Consider the following 16787-nt stretch of genomic DNA (forward strand, 5'->3'; position numbering starts at 1 on the left):
GACGCCTGACCTGGAGGAAGCAACCTTGAGATTCGAGGTCAGCAAGGTCCTCGACGCCATCGAGGGCCGGCTTTCCATCGACCCGGCTCTCGCCCGGGCGGTGGTCGACCTGTCGGAGATCGTGCGCTACGCCGATCTCGACGGCGGACGCCCGGCCAGCTCGGTGCGGCTGGGCCTGGTCGTGGACGCCCTCAGCCGCCACGTCGCGGAGGAGAATGCGCCGGTCTACGTGGTCTGCCCGCGTGGCCTGCTCTCCGATACCGACCTGACGTCCAACGAGCGCATGGTGATCCGCCGCTGGGCCGACGACGGCAAGGTCGAGGTGGTGCCCCAGCTCGACGACCGCGTCTACGAGGTGGCCGAGCTGCTCGGCGTGCCGGTGCTCACCCGGGCCCGCGGCGACCAGGTCCGCGACCGGCGGCCGTGGGTCGACGAGCCGGGCCGCCTGCTGGCCGCGGTGGCCGGTGAGGGCGGCGGCGCGGTGCTGATGGCCCGGGTCGGCCGTGGTGAGCCTCCCCGCCCGGCCGAGCGCTCCCAGCTCGGCGAGCGGCTGCTGGCCCGGGTGTGGCGCTGCCCCGAGTCCAACTGCTCGAGCTTCGGCCAGGGCGGCGACCCGGACAGCCCGTTCTCCGACATGCGCACCTTCACCAGCCCGGTGGCTCAGCCGCCGCCGGCGCTTCGCTCCGGCGTGCCGACCTGCCCGCGGCACGGGTCCAAGCTCAAGGACGCCGGGGCCCGACCTCCGGTCGAGGTTCTCTCGGTACGCATCGACGGCGTGATCCGCCAGCGCTTCGTCGTCTCGGCCGACGCGCCGGTCGTGGTGGGCCGCGCGCCCGAGGGCGGCAAGGGCATCATGCTCGGCCAGTGGCTGACCGAGGACGCCCGCAAGTGGATCAGCCGTGGGCACGTGCAGTTCGAGTTGCGCGGCAACGGCGAGCTGACGGCGCAGGACGTCAGCACCAACGGCTCCGGCATCCGCCCGGGCGGCTCGACGGACGACGACGAGCGGATCACGCTGAAGCGCGGCGAGACCCGCTCGCTCGGCGCGACCGACGTCGTCGAGCTCTACGCCGGCGTCAACGTCGGCCGGTCCAAGATGTGGGCCACCGGCGGACTCGTCCAGCCCCAGTCGGTGATGGCCGAAGCTCCGACGATGGCCCTGCGCAAATTCACGGGTTGAGAATCGCCTCGAGCTGGGCCACCGCGTGGTCCAGCTCGCCGCCGGTCACGACCAGCGGCGGGGCCAGCCGGATCGTCGAGCCGTGGGTGTCCTTGACCAGCACGCCGCGCTCGGCGAGCCGCTCGCAGGCCTCCCGCCCGGTCATCAGCGCCGGGTCGATGTCGACGCCGGCCCACAGCCCGCGCCCGCGCACCGCCACCACGCCCCGCCCGATCAGCTTGGCCAGCGAGGTGTGCAGGCGTTCGCCCAGTTCGGCCGACCGGCGCTGGAACTCGCCGGTCTCCAGCAGCTTGACCACCTCGACGCCGACCGCGCAGGCCAGCGGGTTGCCGCCGAAGGTCGAGCCGTGCTCACCCGGCTTGAGTACGCCGAGCACCTCCCGGTCGGCCGCGACCGCGGAGACCGGCACGATGCCGCCGCCGAGCGCCTTGCCGAGCACGTACATGTCGGGGACGACGCCCTCGTGTTCGATGGCGAAGGTCTTGCCGGTGCGGCCCAGCCCGGACTGGATCTCGTCGGCGATGAACAGCACGTTGTTGGCCGTGCACAACTCGCGCACCCCGGCGAAGAACCCGGCCGGGGGCACCAGCACACCCGCCTCGCCCTGGATCGGCTCCATCAGGACGGCGACCGTGTTGGGCGTGATCGCGTCGGCCAGGGCCTCGAGGTCGCCGTACGGCACGACCGTGAACCCGGGTGTGTAGGGCCCGAAGTCGGCCCGCGCGTCGGGATCGGTGGAGAAGCTGACGATCGTCGTCGTACGCCCGTGGAAGTTGTCCGCCGCCACGATGATCTCGGCCTGCTCGTCGGCGACGCCCTTGACCCGGTAGCCCCACTTGCGGGCCACCTTGATCGCGGTCTCGACCGCCTCGGCGCCGGTGTTCATCGGCAGCACCAGCTCTTTGCCGCAGAGTGCGGCCAGACCACGGCAGAAGTCGGCGAACTGGTCGTGCACGAAGGCGCGGCTGGTGAGCGTGACCCGATCGAGCTGGGCGTGCGCGGCCGCGATCAGCTCCGGGTGCCGGTGGCCGAAGTTGAGCGCCGAGTAGCCGGCCAGGAAGTCGAGGTAGCGCCCTCCGTCGACGTCGGTCACCCAGGCGCCGTCGCCCTCGGCGATGACGACCGGCAGCGGGTGGTAGTTGTGGGCGGTGTAGCGCTCGGCTTCCTCGAGTGCCCCGGGCGTCCGCATGTCGACACTGGTCATGAGCGCACCTCCAACGTGCAGCACTTGGGGCCGCCGCCGGCCTTGCGCAGCTCGGAGACGTCGACCCCGACGGTTTCGTAACCGGCCTTACGCAACTCGGCATCGAGATGGGTGGCCTGGACCGGCAGCACCACCGTACGGCCGTCGCTGACCGCGTTGAGCCCCAACACCGCGGCGTCCTGGGCGTCGGCGATCACCGCGTGCGGAAACAGCTGCTGGAGTACGGCCTGCGAGCCGGGCGAGAACGCCGACGGCAGGTAGGCCACGTTGGTCTCGTCGAGCACGCAGAGCGCCGTGTCGAGGTGGTAGTAGTTGGGGTCGACCAGCTGCAGCGTGATCACCGGGCGCCGGAGCACTTCCTGGGTCTCGGCGTGCGACGCGTGCGAGGTGCGGAAGCCGGTGCCGGCCAGCAGCACGTCGCCGGCGAGCAGGATGTCGCCCTCGCCCTCGTTGGTGTGCTTGGGCATGGTTACGACGAAGCCCCGCTCGCGGAACCAGGACGCGTACGCCGGGGCCTCGTCGGCCCGCTCGGCGTCGCGGAACTGTACGCCCAGGACGCGGCCGTCGACCGTGGTGGCACCGTTGGCGGCGAACACCATGTCGGGCAGGCCGGGCAGCGGGTCGATCTCGTCGACGGTGTGGCCGAGGTCGAGGTAGGTCTGCCGCAGGGACTCCCACTGGCGGACGGCGAGCGCGCTGTCGTACGGCGCGGTGGGATCCATCCACGGGTTGATCCGGTATGTGACCGCGAAATAGGTGGGCCGGCACATCAGATAGCGGCGCGGCGAGGCGGTGACCTTCATGCCCAGAACGCTATGCGGGACGGGCCGACGAATGCCCTGCTCAAAAGCTGCGCACCGCGTTCGATCATTGCGTGATCGGCGGTTGCGGCGAAGATTCGTTAAACACACGTGGAGGGCGGCTCTTCATTGAGCCACCCTCCACGACGGCGCACCGCCGGAGTGTTTCGGGGCGGGAACCGCCAGCCGGGGTCCCGGTTCCGAGATCGCGGTTGGCGCATCGCCGCCCGCGAATATGAACTACCCTCAGAAGCGGTTCACAAACTGTGCATCAAGCCACTGGCGGACGGAGTTTACCGGCTGCATGTCGGTGCCGAGCCAGCTGAGCGAGCCGGTCAGCGCGAGCACGCCGACCACGATCGCGGCCAGCGCCAGCACCATGCCGATGAGGGCGTCGGTCTTGCCGGCCACGTGCCGTTTGCCGGTGGCGTGGATGCCGCTGAGCGACAGGATCAGGGCCACCACGGCGACGCCGATGCCGTAACCGAGCAGCGGGCCGGAGAGCACCAGCAGGGCCGACCCGACACCGAGGATCAGGCCGAGCGTGGCCAGCATGCTGGACCGGGGCTTCGGCCCGGCCGGAACGACCGGCTCGGTTGCCGGTGGCCGGAGATCGGCCGAATCCCGCTGGTCGGAACTGCGCTGGTCAGAGTCGCGCTGGCCGACCGGCTGAGGACGCGCGGCCGGCGGCTTCAGATCGGCGGTGTCGTCGATCTTGGCCGCGCGCTCGCTCTCGCTGCGTCGCGGAACGATCGTCGGCGGGTTGGCCGGCGGAGGCGCCACGGTCGGCGGGAGATTGGTCTCGGTGGTCGCGTCGCTTTCGCGCCGCGGGCGTACGGGAGTGGTTGCCGAGCCGCGGGGGGCCGGACGGTCGGCCTCCGCGCCATCGGCAGTATCGGTCTGGCGGGAGAACGTCGGGATCCTCACGTCCAGCACCTCCTTGACGAATTCGGGGGATGTCAAGCCCTTACCCCGAACGTCGCCAAACGACACAACGGGCACGCAGGTTCACCCGCGTGCCCGTGCGATGTGCCGGAAAAAGCCAGGTCAGACGCGCGACGCGTGCTTGCCGACCTGGGTCGCCTTGCTGATCACGTGGTCGACCAGGCCGTACTCCTTGGCCTCGGTCGCGGTGAACCAGCGGTCGCGGTCGGCGTCCCGCTCGATCTCCTCCGGGGTGTGCCCGGAGTGGAAGGCGATCCGCTCGTTCATCACGTTCTTGATGTGCAGCATGCTCTCGGCCTGGATGGCGATGTCGGCCGCGGTGCCGCCGATGCCACCGGAGAGCTGGTGCATCATGACCCGCGCGTGCGGCAGGGCGTAACGCTTGCCCGGCGCGCCCGCGCAGAGCAGGAACTGACCCATCGACGCGGCCATGCCCATCGCGAAGGTGGCGACGTCGTTCTTGATGTACTGCATCGTGTCGTACACCGCCATGCCGGCGCTGATCGAGCCGCCGGGGGAGTTGATGTAGAGCGCGATGTCCTTCTCGCTGTCGGCCGACGCGAGCAGCAGCATCTGGGCGCAGATCCGGTTGGTGACCTCGTCGTTCACCTCGCTGCCGAGGAAGATGATCCGCTCGCGCAGGAGGCGCTCGAAGACCTGATCGTCGAAGGACGCGCCGCCGCCCCGCATCGCCAACTCGTCAACACTCATGGGCTCACCCTCTCGCATCCGCCGCGGAAAGACACATCCGACCGGCCGTTCGATCCCCAGCATTACCGACTCGTTGCGTTCCGCCCAGTGATTCCCCTGTGGGCGAATCCGCTGACGGCAGAACCAGACGTGGAAGAAGACGGATACCGTTGCTCCCCGTGCCAGAGGGACACACCATCCATCGACTCGCCTCGCGGCATCGCCAGCTCTTCGCCGGCCGACGGCTCGCGGTCGCGAGCCCTCAGGGCCGCTTCGCGGCCGGGGCGTCGGCGGTCACCGGGCGCCTTCTGCGCGACACCGAGGCGTACGGGAAACATCTGCTCCACCACTTCGAGGGCGATCTCAGCGTGCACGTGCACCTGGGGCTCTACGGCAAGTTCGCGGACGGTGAACTGCCGGTGCCCGACCCGGTGGGCCAGGTGCGGATGCGGGTGACCGGCGACACGCACTGGCTCGATCTGCGCGGCCCCACCGCATGCGAAGTCCTCGACCCTGAGCAGATCGACCGGCTGCGCTCGCGGCTCGGCGCCGACCCGCTGCGCGATGACGCCGACCCGGGCCCGTCCGGCGCCAAGATCCGGGTCAGCACCAAGCCGATCTTCGCGCTGCTGCTGGACCAGTCGACCGTGGCCGGCTGCGGCCTCATCTACGCCAACGAGGTGTTGTTCCGGGCCGGGCTCGCCCCGACGACGCCGGGCCGGCTGATCGGCCCCGAGCAGTGGGATGAGCTCTGGGCCGACCTGCGCGCGCTGATGAAGGAGGGCGTGGCCCGCGGGCGCATCGACACCGTGCACACCGAGCACACCCCCGAGGCGATGCACCGGGCGCCGCGCGTCGACCGGCACGGCGGCGAGGTGTACGTCTATCGGCGCCCCGGCCAGCCGTGCCTGATCTGCGGCACCGCGGTCGCCATGGGCCCGCTGGCCGGTCGCAACCTCTACTGGTGCCCGGCCTGCCAGTCGTAGACCGCCGATCGCGCCGGCGTTGGCTGGCTGGGGCGCCAGCGCGCCGACGTCAGGTGGCTGGGCCCGCTGATCGCGCCGGCGTCGGTTAGCCGGCTGACGCCGCGTCGGCGGCTCCGGCCGGCGGAGCCCCGGCCGGCGGCGTGGAGGGCGGGGCCGAACCGGTCGGGGTGGAACCGGGCGCGGCGGTGGCGGGAGCCGGCGGCGTCTGCGGGGACGTCTGCTGGGGGATCGTCGTCGTGAAGTTCGACGTGATCCAGGGCAGCAGTTTCGAGTACGCCTCGATGGTGTCCGGCTGGTTGAAGTCGTGGGACAGGATGATCGACCCCGGCTTCACCGACTTGCGGATCGCCGACACCACCCGCGTGACGTGCGCCGGGTCGGTCTCGCCCTTGGGGTGGTCCCAGTCGCGCGGGTCGACCTGCCAGTAGAGCGAGGTCATGCCCTGCGCCTTGGCCACGCCGACCAGCCGCTCGCTGAAGTTGCCGCCGGGCGCCCGGAAGAACGGGATCGGCGCGTCCGGGACCGCGGCGCGGATCGCCGCGTTGGTGCGCTCGAGGTCGGCCTGGATCTTTTCCGGCTTGTCCTTGCCGATGGTCAGGCTGTGGTCCCAGGTGTGGTTGCACAGCGTGTGCCCGGCCGCGACGATCTCCCGGACGATCTCGGGGTGCTTCTGCACGTTGGAGCCGATCAGGCAGAACGTCGCCTTGACCTGGTATTTCGCCAGCAGCGCCAGGATCTTCGGGGTCTGCACCGGGTCGGGGCCGTCGTCGAAGGTCAGCGAGATCGCCTTGCTGCCGGTCGTCCGGAGCGAGTGGCCCGGTCCAAGGCCGCCGGTCGGGAGCTTGACCTCGGCGGCGGGCGCCTTGGCGGAGGCGCTGGTGCTTGGTTTGGGCGCCGGCGACGTCGTACGCGAATCGGCCGCACCGGTCCCGTGGACCGGCTTGGTGTCCTTGGTGTTCTTGGGTTTGCTCTTGCCGATGTGCACGCCGACCGTGCGGGCGGCGGCCGCGTCGACCACGTCGATGCCCTGCTGGCGCATCGGGTACGCGACCACCAGCAGCGCCGCCGCGACCAGCGAGGCGAGCAGGATCTGCTGGCGCTTCCTGCCGATCCGCACCCACGACTCGATCGGCAGGGTGCCGGGCGCCCGGTGGGCGCCGGTCGCCGATGGGCGGCGCGTCTCCGACCGGCCACCGGAATGCCGGGAGTGCCGCGGCCCGGTGGCCCCGCCGTGCCGTGCCGCCGCCGACCGTGAATCGGTGCGCGTCTCATCCGATGAGGCCGGCTTGGAGCGGGCAGCCCTCGACCGGGGCGTCAGCGACGGGAACGGGGACGACGGCGTCGGCTCGGAGAGTGCGCGGTAGAGCGCCGAGGGTTCGGTGAGAGCGGCCCGGGTGAGCATGAGCTCGTCGTCGGCCGGCTCGGGTTTCGCCGCGCGGGGTGCGACCACCTCGGCGAGGGTTTCCGGGCGGCGGTGCCGGCCCGAAGGAGCAGCGTCGTCGCCGGACGCCGGGCTCGGATAACGGGGAGATCTCGGCGACATTGGACATGCGTACCGTGTTGCAAGATCTTTCGCGAGACCAGAAACGTGATGTCATCCTGACGATGAGTAGTAACGCCTAATAGATGGCCATCATCACAGTCGGACAATTACGGGCATCCCCAACAAGATCACAGCGCGGCGTGCACAGCGTCGGTGGCCTTGCGGGCAGCGATCAGCACCGGGTCCCACACCGGGGCGAACGGCGGGGCATAGCTCAGATCGAGACCGGTCATCTCCTCGACCGTCATCCGGTTCCACACCGCGACGGCCAGCGCGTCGATCCGCTTGGCCGCTTCGATCCGTCCGAGGATCTGCGCGCCGAGCAGAACGCCGGTGCGCCGCTCGGCGATCAGCTTCACCGTCATCATGGCCGCGCCGGGGTAGTAACCGGCCCGGCTGGTCGAGTCGACCGAGGCCGTGACGTAGGCGTAACCCGCGCGCTCGGCCTCGCGCTCGGTCAGCCCGGTCCGGGCCACCTCCAGGTCGCACACCTTCGTCGCCGCGGTGCCGATCACGCCGGGGAACGTCGCGTAGCCGCCGCCGATGTTGATGCCGGCCACCCGGCCCTGCTTGTTGGCGTGGGTGCCGAGGGGTACGTGGATCGGCTGTCCGGTGATCCGGTGGCGGGACTCGACGCAGTCGCCGGCCGCCCAGACGCGATCGAGCCCGGGCACCCGCATCCGGAGATCGGTGATCACCCCGCCGGTTTTCCCCAGCGGCAGGCCGGCCTTCTCGGCGAGCGCGGTGTTCGGGCGTACGCCCAATCCCAGGACCACGATGTCGGCCGGCAGCGAGCCGCCGGGCGTGACCACCGCCCGGACCCGGCCGTCCCCGGTGTCGAGGCCCTCGACGTGGGTGTCGGTGCGGATCTCGATGCCCTGTCCGCGGATCGCCTTCCCGACCAGCGCGCCGATGTCGGGGTCGATGGTCTTGCCCATCGGGTAGCTCGACTTCTCGAGCAACGTGACCTCGAGTCCGCGCTGGACCATCGCCTCGGCCATCTCGACGCCGACGTAACCGCTGCCGATCACGACCGCGCGCCGGGGCTGCGGCTTACGGTCGAGCCAGGCGTGGATTGCGGCGCCGTCGTCGAGCGTCTGCACGCCGAAGACGCCCTCGCCACGCACCTGCGCCCAGTCCGGCGTGACCGGGACGGCGCCGGTCGCGTAGACCAGGTGATCGAAGCTCTCGCGCACCTCGCCGCCGCCGGCCAGGTCGTGCGCGACCACCTCGCGCCTGTCGAAGTCGATGCCCACGACCTCGTGGCGCATGCGCACGTCGATCGCATTCTTGCGATGCGCCTCCGGCGATCGCGCGATCAGCTCCTCCTTGTCGGAGACACTTCCGCCGATCCAGTACGGGATGCCGCACGCCGAATAGGAGGTGAAGTGACCGCGCTCGAACACCACGATCTGCAGGTCGTGCTCGCCCATCCGCTTGCGGGCCTGTGAGGCGACCGACATCCCGGCCGCGTCCCCACCGATCACGACCAGTTTCACGCTCGGCCCCTCAGTCTTCGTCGCCCCGGGTCGCTCGGGCCAGCCAGTCCACCACGTCGGCCACCGACCCCCGCTGGGCCAGTATCGCTCGCTGCCGGGCGGCGCCGGTGCCCCTTGTCCGCAGCCGATCCATCAGGACGGTCGCGCGGTCGAGGTCGCCGTGGCGTTGCAACTCCGGGCGTACGTAGTCGAACAGCTGGCGCAGCAGGCGCCAGGCCGGCCGGGGCTCGCGGGTAGCCATGTCGATGTTGTCGCCCTCGAGGCCGTCGTGTGCGGCCCGCCAGTGTGCGGCCATCAGCAGCGGATGGGGCACGTTGGGCGCCGGCACTCCGTCGCGGACCTCGTTGAGCAGGGTGGCGACGAGAGCTCGCGCGAGCGCGGCGAGCAGGAGCACGTCGTCGACGGTCGGGGTGACGTCGCCCATCCGGATCTCGATCGTGGGGTAGCGCGCGGAGAGCCGGGCGTACCAGTAGAGCATTCCCTCGTCGAGCATCGCGCCGCTCGCCTGGAGGTCGCTGATCAGCGTCTCGTACTGCTCGAACGACTCCAGGTAGGGCGCCGGGCCGACGGTCGGCCAGCGTTCCCACATGACCGAGCGCCAGCTGGCGTAGCCGGTGTCGTGGCCGCCGTGCAGCGGTGAATTGGCCGTGGCGGCCTGGAAGATCGGCAGCCACGGGCGCAGGTGGTTGAGGATCTGCACGCCGGTCTCGCCGTCCGGGATGCTGACGTGCACGTGAGTGCCGCACATGCCCTGACCGGGGGAGAGGTCGCCGAAGCGCTCGCGCATCATGCGGTAGCGGGGGTTGTCGACGATCCGGGCGTTGGGGCCGGCCGCCGGGCTGACGCCGGCCGCGACCAGGCGGGTGCCGGCCCGTTGTGCGGCCCCGCTCAGCTCGTGACGGAGTCGTCGCAGCGCGGCCGCCATCTCGGGCAGCTCCAGCTGAGGCGGGCTGGCCACCTCGATCTGGGTCCGCTGCAGCTCGTGCTGCACGACGTCGCGAAGGTCCTCGGGTATCTCGGCGAAGACCTCCTCGACCGCCTCGACGGCCCGCGGTTCGACGGCGTCGACCAGGAGGTACTCCTCCTCGACGCCCAGGGTCAGCAGGTCGTACGACTCGGCCTTCTCGGCCATTTCTTCGGTGATCGTGGTGCCGCCGGCAGCCGAATCCATGGTCCGCGAGTACCCCGGTGGTCGTTTCCGGAAACGACCACCGTTGTGCGGCGGGGTTATCTTGGCCGCATGCTTCTCTGGGGTTTCTGGGTGCTGGCCGCCTTGATGAACCCTGCCCATCCCGCTCCGCTGGTCGTCGGCCTGGCGGTGGTGGCGGCTCTTCTGCTCGTCGCTCTGCTCCTGCCGACCCCGGCCCCGGCTGCCGCTTCGAGCGCCGTCGCCTTTGCGCGCCGGGCGCGCACCGCGGCCCCGCCCCGCCTGATCGACCCGGACGCCGCCGGTCGTCCGCGTCCCCGAGCACCCTCGGTGTGCCCCGCGGCTTGAGTCTCAGCCGCTCCGCGTCCATCTCCTCGTTCGGACCGCAGGGGTACACCCATGTCCATTTTTTCGGCCTTCAACGCCGTCGTCGGCGTTGCCCACTCCGCTATCGAGGGGCTCGCGTCGCTCCTCGGCCCGCTCGCCGGCAGCCTCTCCGTCGCGCTGGCGATCGTCCTGTTCACGCTGCTCGTCCGTCTGTCGATCAGCCCTCTCACCTATCTGCAGATCCGCTCCGGTCGCCGGCGGGAGACGCTCGCTGTTTCGCTGGCCGCGCTGCGGGAGAAGCACGCCGGCGACCCGTCGACGCTGGCCACCGAGACGCTCGCGCTGCACCGGGCGAACGGCATCAGCCCGTTCGCGGGCCTGCTTCCCGGGCTGATCCAGTGGCCGTTCTTCATGGTCATGTACCGGGTGGCCTACCGGGCGCCGGCCGGTGACCTGTTCGGCGTGCCGTTGTCCGCCCATCTCGCCGCTGGGCTGCCGGTCTTCGCCGTCCTGGTGGTGATCGCCGCCGTGGTGGCGTGGGTGTCGTCGCGGCGGCTCACTTCGTTCCTGCGCTTCCTGCCCTTCCTTACCGTGCTGACCGTCGCCTGGCTGCCGCTCGCCGGTGCCCTCTACCTGGTCACCTCGACCACCTGGACCGCTTTCGAGCAGGCTTTCTGGCGGCGTCCGGTATTAACGGGCAATAGCTGAAGGTCGATATTGACAGCGAAGTTGTAACAAGCGTGAAATATCGTGAGAGCGCTCTCACAACCCCTTCAGCCCTCCTGCAGAAAGGGCGTTTCCCGATGGCACGAACCCGTGGGCTTCTCGCCGTGGCGACCGCGACGATCGCGGTCGCCGCCACGGCGGTCTTCGCCATGCAGGCCGACGCCGCCGTTCCCGGCGCCCCGTCCGGCATGACGACCGTCTTCAGCGACGACTTCACCGGTGCGGCGGGCTCCGGCCTCAGCACCGCGAACTGGCTCTACGACACCGGCACCTCGTACCCGGGCGGCGCGGCCAACTGGGGTACCGGCGAGGTCGAGACGATGACGAACTCGACCGCCAACGTCTACCAGGACGGCGGCGGCAACCTCGTGATCAAGCCGATCCGGGACGCGTCCGGGCACTGGACGTCGGGCCGGGTCGAGACCCAGCGGACCGACTTCGCCGCCCCGGCCGGCGGGAAGCTGCGCATGGAGGCGCGCATCCAGCAGCCGAACGTCAGTGGCGCCGCGGCGGCCGGTTACTGGCCGGCGTTCTGGGCCCTCGGCGCGGCGGCCCGCCCGGCCGCGGCGACCAACTGGCCGAGCATCGGCGAGTGGGACATCATGGAGGACATCAACGGCCGGTCGTCGGTCTTCTCCACGCTGCACTGCGGCACCGCCTCCGGCGGTCCCTGCAACGAGACGACCGGGCTGGGCTCGGGAGAGCACGCCTGCTCCGGTTGCCAGACCAGCTTCCACACGTACGCGGTGGAGTACGACCGCAGCGTGTCGCCCGAACAACTGCGGTTCTACCTCGACGGCGCCAACTACTTCACGCTCAACTCGTCCCAGCTGGACGCCACGACGTGGAACAACGCCACGCACCACGGCATGTTCATGATTCTCAACGTGGCGATGGGCGGCGGCTTCCCGGCTGCGTTCGGCGGTGGGCCCACCTCTTCGACCGCTTCCGGTGTGCCGATGCTGGTCGACTATGTGGCCGTCTACCAGTCCTCGGGTGGCACCACCACGACTCCGCCGACGACTCCGCCCACCGGTGGTTCGTCGCGGGACGCGTACTCGCAGATTCAGGCCGAGTCGTTCGACGCCTCGGCCGGCGTGGTGCCCGAGACCTGCTCCGAAGGTGGGCAGGACATCGGCTCGATCGCCAACGGTGACTGGGCGCAGTACAACAACGTCGACTTCGGCACCGGTGGTGTGAAGGACTTCGTGGCCCGGGTTGCGTCGGGCGCCGGTTCGGGCGTCAGCGGCCTGATCGAGGTGCGTCTGGACAGCCGGAGCAACGCTCCGATCGGCAGCTTCGCGGTCGGCAGCACCGGCGGCTGGCAGAACTGGACGTCGATCCCGGGCAACGCCTCCGGGGTCTCGGGCAAGCACACGGTCTACCTGACCTTCACCAGCGGCCAGCCGAACGACTTCGTCAACGTGAACTGGATCCAGTTCCGTCGATAAGAATTCTTATCTGTTTTCCGGGCCGGAGGCGAGGACCAGCGCCTCCGGCCCTCTTTTGCGATTTAAGGAAGTTTAAGGTCGTCGCTATGGACTTTTACAGTTAACAGTCCTAAACATTGATACATCTCTTGCCCCCAGGGAGGTACGGCGATGAAGCGCTCCAGATCCGTCATCCTCGCAACGACCGTGGCGCTCGTGGCCGCCGGCGCGGCGACCTACTTCGCCGGCAGTGCGTCGGCGGCCGCCGCTTGTGCTCCCGCGTGGAGCGCCACCCAGGTTTACGTGGGTGGCAACAGTGCCTCGCAGAACGGCCACAACTACAGCGCCAAGTGGTGGACCCAGAACGAATCCCCGGCCACCCACAGTGGACAGTGGGACGTATGGGCCGACGCGGGTGCCTGCGGAGGCGGCTCTACCCCGGCGCCCACCACTACCCCTCCGACCACGAAGCCCACCACCGCGCCGCCGACCACCGCACCGCCCACCACCGCGCCGCCGACGACCGTTCCGCCGTCCAACGGCACGCTGCCCAAGCACGTGCTCACCGGCTACTGGCAGAACTTCTACAACGGCGCGGCCGCCCTCAAGCTCGCCGCCGTCCCGACCAACTACGACCTGATCGCTGTCGCTTTCGCGGACGCCACGTCGACACCGGGCGCGGTCTCCTTCACCCTTGACTCGGGCCTGTCGGCCCAGGTCGGCGGCTACACCGACGCTCACTTCAAGGCCGACATCGCGACCCTGCACTCGCGGGGCAAGAAGGTCATCATCTCGGTCGGCGGCCAGAACGGCACGATCAGCGTCAGCGACTCCGGTTCGGCCACCAACTTCGCCAACTCGGTCTACTCGCTGATGCAGACGTACGGCTTCGACGGCGTCGACATCGACCTCGAGAACGGGATCAACGCGACGTACATGGGTCAGGCGCTGCACAGCCTGCGTACCAAGGCCGGCGCCAACCTGATCGTCACGCTGGCACCGCAGACGATCGACATGCAGAGCACCGGCTCGTCGTACTTCGCGCTGGCGCTCAACATTAAGGACATCCTGACGATCGTCAACACCCAGTTCTACAACTCGGGCTCGATGCTCGGGTGCGACCAGAACGCGGCGTACTCGCAGGGCAACGAGAACTTCCTGACCGCGCTCGCCTGCATCCAGTTGCAGGGCGGTCTGCGTCCCGACCAGGTCGGGCTCGGCCTCCCGGCCAGCACCAGCGCGGCGGGCAGCGGCTACGTCTCGCCGTCGGTGGTCAACTCGGCGCTCGACTGCCTGTCGGCCGGCACGAACTGCGGTTCGTTCAAGCCGCCGGCGACGTACCCGGGTCTGCGCGGCGCGATGACCTGGTCGATCAACTGGGACGTCAGCAACGGCAACGGCTTCGCCAACACGGTCAAGCCGCACCTGAACAGCCTCCCCTGAATCCCCTCTAGGAGAACCCCCGTGAAACTCCGTCGGAAGCTGCTCGTCCTCGGATCGGTCCTGGCGGCCGGATCGGCCGCCGCGATCGCCCCGATGGTCGCCTCGAACGCGGCCACCGCCTGTGCACCCGCCTGGAGCTCCACCGCGGTCTACGTCGGTGGCAACAGCGCCTCGCAGAACGGCCACAACTACAGCGCCAAGTGGTGGACCCAGAACGAATCCCCGGCCACCCACTCCGGTCAATGGGACGTCTGGGCCGACAGCGGCGCCTGTGGTGGCGGCACCACGCCGCCGCCGACCACCGGTCCCACCACGGCGCCTCCCACCACCGGCAGCAAGATGGCGTCGGCGCCGTACGTGTACCCGGGCTGGGGCAACCCGCCCGCCCCGGCCACCGTGGTCGGCGCGACCGGCGTCAAGGCGTTCACCATGGCCTTCGTCAACGCCAGTGGCGGTTGCAACCCGGCGTGGGACAGCGAGTCCGGCCTCACCGGTGGCGTGCACGGCAGTTACATCTCGCAGGCCCGTGCGGCCGGCGCCGACGTCGTCCCGTCGCTCGGCGGCTGGAGCGGCAACAAGCTCGGCCCGAACTGCGCGACGGCGAACGACCTGGCCGGGGCGTACCAGAAGGTGATCAACGCCTTCTCGTTCAAGGCGATCGACATCGACATCGAGAACACCGACGAATTCGAGAACCCCGCGGTGCAGGACAAGATCCTCAGCGCGCTCGCGATCGTCAAGAGGAACAACCCCTCGGTCAAGACGATCGTCACGTTCGGCACCACGCCGAACGGGCCGAACAGCAACGGCGTCCGGCTCGTGCAGCAGGCCAAGGCGCTGGGCTCGAACATCGACATCTTCACCCAGATGCCGTTCGACTTCGGCGGTGGCTCGGACATGTACACCGCGACGGTGGGCGCGTCCGAGGGTCTGAAGAACCAGCTCAAGAGCACGTTCGGGTACACCGACGCGCAGGCCTACTCGCACATGGGCATCTCCGGCATGAACGGTCTCAGCGATCAGCAGGAGACGACCTCGACCGACACGTGGACGCGGATCCGCGACTATGCGTCCAGCAAGGGTTTCGCGCGGTTCACCTTCTGGGCAGTGAACCGGGACCGGGGCTGTGCCGGCGGCGGAGTGGTCTCCGACTGCTCCGGTATCGCTCAGGCGGACTGGGCCTTCACCAAGATCTCGGCTGGTTTCTGATCTCCGAACCGGCCGTGATCGAGGGCTCTCAGGACGCCTGACAGACGCGCGGTCGTCCCGTCCCGCGGCCGCGCGTCGCTCATCACCCCGAGGGCTCCGGCCCTCGGGGTGATCTTTTTGCGGTACGAGGGTGGCCGTATATGCCGATCATCGGTATATTCCTGAGCCATGAGCGACGGACCCATGCGTGAGCCGACCTTCCTGGTCCTCACCGCGCTGGCCGGCGAACCCCGCCACGGTTACGCCGTGATCGAGGACGTGGCCGCGATGACCGGCGGCCGCGTGCGCCTGCGAGCCGGCACCCTCTACGCGGCGCTCGACCGGCTGCGGTCCGACGGACTGATCGAGGTCGAGCGCGAAGAGGTCGTGCAGTCCCGGCTCCGGCGCTACTACCGGCTGACCGCCGCCGGCGAGCAGAGCCTCGCCGCCGAGACCGCCCGCCTGCGTGCCCAGGCCGCCATCGCCGAGGAGCGCCTGCGCTCCCGGGGCATCACCTTCGGAGGAGCCACCGCATGAGCTCGAAAGAGAACCGCTACCGGCTCCTCCTGGAGCTCTACCCGGCCGACTTCCGGCGCGAATACACCGACGAGATGATCGGCGTACTGATGGCCGACCCGAGCCCGGTCCGCAAGCACGCGGCGAGCCTGCTGGCGGGCGCCGTAACGGCCCGGCTCCGCTCGACCCTCGAGGGCCCGGAGTGGCGGCGGGCGGCCTTCACCGTGCAGTTGTTCGGCGCGATCCTGCTCTGCGCGGTCGCCCTGCGCCGTTTCGCGATGGTCGGCGCGGTCGCCCTCTTCGAGCCGGCTTACAACCGGCCGCCGTTCGCTCCCTTCGACGTGGCACGAGCGGTTCCCTGGGCCATGGTCGTGGTGGCCACGCTGGCCGGATGGCGCGGGCTGAGCGTGACTGCTGCACTGGCCGGCGTGATCGCCGAGATCGCGGCGCCGTCCCGGTTCTACGCCGATTCCCCGGTGATGCTGCTCAACGTCTTCTGGATCGTCATGGGCGCGATCGTGGTGCTGATCGCCTCGACCGTCTCGGTGCACGGTCCGCGGCCGCGCGGCTCGCTGTTCGTGGTGGCGGCGGGCGTCGTCCTGGCCACCAACGGTTTCAGCACGCGAATCGCCTATCCCGACTACCTCGGCACCCTTTCGCTGGACGGCAACCAGTCTCGGTTCGCGTTCACCCTGTTCCTGCTGCTCACCACCGGGGGACTCGCCCTGGTCGGTGTGTTCCGGCTCGACCCCGCGGTGCGGCGGCGGGTGATTGCCTGCACAGTGCCGGTGGCGGCCGTCTTCCCGCTCGTCAGCTACGGGTTCGGCGGGTTCCTCGAGTTCAACTCGCGGCACCCCGACGACATCCAGTTGCTCGGCCCGGTGCAGTGGGCCGCTCTGATCGTCGTCCCGGCAGCCGCCTTCTGGACCGCGGCCGGCCTCAACCAGCGGCTCGAGCGGAGCCGGGCCATGACCGTGGTCGGCGGGCCGGCCGGAAGTGGCGGGCTGGTCGGGAGCGGTGGGCTGGTCGGGAGCGGCGGGCCGGCCGGAAGCGGCGGGCTGGCCGCGAGTGGTGGGCCGGCCGAGAATGGCGGGTCGATTGGCGGCAGCGGGGCGACGGTGCCGGGTGACTCGAGGCCGGAAACGTAGGACGGCGGTTTCGCG

16 protein-coding genes are annotated in these 16787 nt (G+C 70.0%); 9 read left to right on the forward strand and 7 right to left on the reverse strand.

What is annotated here, in order from left to right:
* Window positions 1-25: 25 nt before the first annotated feature.
* Complete coding sequence (locus tag ACIA5C_RS36455) at window positions 26-1180, forward strand: FHA domain-containing protein (RefSeq protein ID WP_396063297.1); 1155 nt, start codon at window positions 26-28, stop codon at window positions 1178-1180.
* On the opposite strand, the gene rocD is transcribed toward ACIA5C_RS36455, so the two are convergent.
* The 4 genes from rocD to ACIA5C_RS36475 form a co-directional block, all read right to left on the reverse strand.
* Window positions 1170-2384 carry an ornithine--oxo-acid transaminase gene (gene rocD / locus ACIA5C_RS36460; protein WP_396063299.1) on the reverse strand — a complete coding sequence of 405 codons (1215 nt, stop codon included), beginning with the start codon at window positions 2382-2384 and terminating at the stop codon, window positions 1170-1172. The two genes, ACIA5C_RS36455 and rocD, sit on opposite strands and share 11 nt — an antisense overlap.
* Window positions 2381-3187 carry a dimethylargininase gene (ddaH, locus tag ACIA5C_RS36465; RefSeq protein ID WP_396063301.1) on the reverse strand — a complete coding sequence of 269 codons (807 nt, stop codon included), beginning with the start codon at window positions 3185-3187 and terminating at the stop codon, window positions 2381-2383. The genes rocD and ddaH overlap by 4 nt, the downstream gene beginning before the upstream one ends.
* Window positions 3188-3430: 243 nt before the next feature.
* Entirely contained in the window at window positions 3431-4111 is a 681-nt protein-coding gene (locus ACIA5C_RS36470; protein WP_396063303.1) for a hypothetical protein, read from the reverse strand.
* 120 nt (window positions 4112-4231) lie between these two features.
* Window positions 4232-4840, reverse strand: a complete 609-nt coding sequence (locus tag ACIA5C_RS36475; protein WP_396063305.1) for an ATP-dependent Clp protease proteolytic subunit — start codon at window positions 4838-4840, stop codon at window positions 4232-4234.
* A gap of 158 nt (window positions 4841-4998) precedes the next feature.
* Here ACIA5C_RS36475 and ACIA5C_RS36480 point away from each other — a divergent pair, with 158 nt between their 5' ends.
* Window positions 4999-5805, forward strand: a complete 807-nt coding sequence (locus ACIA5C_RS36480) for an Fpg/Nei family DNA glycosylase (RefSeq protein WP_396063307.1) — start codon at window positions 4999-5001, stop codon at window positions 5803-5805.
* Window positions 5806-5890: 85 nt separating this feature from the next.
* On the opposite strand, the gene ACIA5C_RS36485 is transcribed toward ACIA5C_RS36480, so the two are convergent.
* The 3 genes from ACIA5C_RS36485 to ACIA5C_RS36495 all read right to left on the reverse strand — a co-directional run bounded on the left by ACIA5C_RS36485 (window position 5891) and on the right by ACIA5C_RS36495 (window position 10018).
* The gene (locus ACIA5C_RS36485; RefSeq protein ID WP_396063309.1) at window positions 5891-7348 is read right to left on the reverse strand and encodes a polysaccharide deacetylase family protein; all 1458 of its coding nucleotides are present in this window, start codon (window positions 7346-7348) and stop codon (window positions 5891-5893) included.
* Between the two features lie 128 nt (window positions 7349-7476).
* The gene (locus ACIA5C_RS36490) at window positions 7477-8847 is read right to left on the reverse strand and encodes an FAD-dependent oxidoreductase (RefSeq protein WP_396063311.1); all 1371 of its coding nucleotides are present in this window, start codon (window positions 8845-8847) and stop codon (window positions 7477-7479) included.
* A 10-nt stretch (window positions 8848-8857) separates the two neighbouring features.
* A complete protein-coding gene (locus ACIA5C_RS36495) occupies window positions 8858-10018 on the reverse strand; it encodes a glutamate--cysteine ligase (protein ID WP_396063313.1) in 1161 nt (386 codons plus the stop codon).
* A 69-nt stretch (window positions 10019-10087) separates the two neighbouring features.
* On the opposite strand from ACIA5C_RS36495, the gene ACIA5C_RS36500 reads away from it, so the two are divergent.
* The 7 genes from ACIA5C_RS36500 to ACIA5C_RS36530 all read left to right on the forward strand — a co-directional run bounded on the left by ACIA5C_RS36500 (window position 10088) and on the right by ACIA5C_RS36530 (window position 16772).
* The gene (locus tag ACIA5C_RS36500) at window positions 10088-10342 is read left to right on the forward strand and encodes a DUF6412 domain-containing protein (RefSeq protein ID WP_396063315.1); all 255 of its coding nucleotides are present in this window, start codon (window positions 10088-10090) and stop codon (window positions 10340-10342) included.
* A 51-nt stretch (window positions 10343-10393) separates the two neighbouring features.
* Window positions 10394-11029, forward strand: a complete 636-nt coding sequence (locus ACIA5C_RS36505; RefSeq protein WP_396063317.1) for a YidC/Oxa1 family membrane protein insertase — start codon at window positions 10394-10396, stop codon at window positions 11027-11029.
* 95 nt (window positions 11030-11124) lie between these two features.
* Window positions 11125-12498, forward strand: coding sequence for a carbohydrate-binding protein (locus tag ACIA5C_RS36510; protein ID WP_396063319.1), 1374 nt, complete (start codon window positions 11125-11127; stop codon window positions 12496-12498).
* 150 nt (window positions 12499-12648) lie between these two features.
* Window positions 12649-13920: a chitinase gene (locus tag ACIA5C_RS36515; RefSeq protein WP_396063321.1), complete on the forward strand. Its 1272-nt coding sequence runs from the start codon at window positions 12649-12651 to the stop codon at window positions 13918-13920.
* Between the two features lie 21 nt (window positions 13921-13941).
* A complete protein-coding gene (locus tag ACIA5C_RS36520; protein ID WP_396063323.1) occupies window positions 13942-15129 on the forward strand; it encodes a chitinase in 1188 nt (395 codons plus the stop codon).
* A gap of 168 nt (window positions 15130-15297) precedes the next feature.
* Entirely contained in the window at window positions 15298-15645 is a 348-nt protein-coding gene (locus ACIA5C_RS36525; RefSeq protein WP_396063325.1) for a PadR family transcriptional regulator, read from the forward strand.
* On the forward strand, window positions 15642-16772 hold the full coding sequence (locus tag ACIA5C_RS36530; RefSeq protein WP_396063327.1) for a hypothetical protein: 1131 nt from the start codon (window positions 15642-15644) through the stop codon (window positions 16770-16772). The genes ACIA5C_RS36525 and ACIA5C_RS36530 overlap by 4 nt, the downstream gene beginning before the upstream one ends.
* Window positions 16773-16787 lie beyond the last annotated feature (15 nt).

It is taken from the genome of Actinoplanes sp. NPDC051343 (assembly GCF_044455125.1).
In the GTDB taxonomy this organism is placed as follows: domain Bacteria; phylum Actinomycetota; class Actinomycetes; order Mycobacteriales; family Micromonosporaceae; genus Actinoplanes.